General features: G+C 67.9%; 1 protein-coding gene. It reads right to left on the bottom strand.

Annotated features, from left to right (window positions below):
* Positions 1-733, bottom strand: a 733-nt coding sequence (locus A8G15_RS28895) for an AMP-binding protein (protein WP_156665627.1), incomplete at both ends; no start/stop codon positions are given.

Raw genomic sequence — 733 nt, 5'->3', positions numbered from 1 at the left:
GATCTCGCCGGGCGCGACGTCGTTCATCTCGTCGTCGACGACCCGGGCCTGGATCGTGGGGATGACCTGCCCGACGGAACCGAGCTTGCGAATCGCGTCCTCGCCGTTGAGAACACACGTGATCGGCGACATCTCGGTCTGCCCGAACACGGCGACGTTCGAGGCATCCGGGAAGGTCTCGGCCATGGCCCGCAGGATCGTGTCCGAGCTCGGCGCCGCACCCCAGGAGATGTTGCGCAGCGCGAGCTTCCGTGGATTCGCCTGCTGGGCGGCGCACATCGCCTGCCACTGGACGGGCACGAGGAACAGGCTCGTCACACGCTCCGCCTCGAGCACGTCGAGCAGGGTGTTCGGGTCGAACGCCCCGACCGGGTAGATGACGGTCGTCTGGCCGAGCATCAGGCTCGGAGCCATCGAGCCGAGCGCGGCGATGTGGAACATCGGGGACGCGCAGAAACCGATGTTCTCCTCACCGAACAGGTGGAACGCGCGAATACAGGTGAGCGACTGCGCCTCCATGTTCGAGTGCGTCAGCACAGCACCCTTCGGCCGGCCCGTGGTGCCCGACGTGTACATGATCAGCGCGGGCGTGTCGTTCGGGATGTCCAGGGGCGCATGCGCTTCCCCCTCTTCCGCGATGAGCTCCTCGTAGGCGACCGCGTCGCCCTGCGGATCCGCACCGACGGTGACCACCAGGTCCAGGCCCTCGGACTGTGCCCGCGCGGCGTCCGCG

This window comes from Rhodococcus phenolicus (assembly GCF_001646785.1).
GTDB lineage: Bacteria > Actinomycetota > Actinomycetes > Mycobacteriales > Mycobacteriaceae > Rhodococcus > Rhodococcus phenolicus.
The sequence above is the reverse complement of the archived record's forward strand: the minus strand, read 5'-3'. Positions and strand labels throughout refer to the sequence as shown.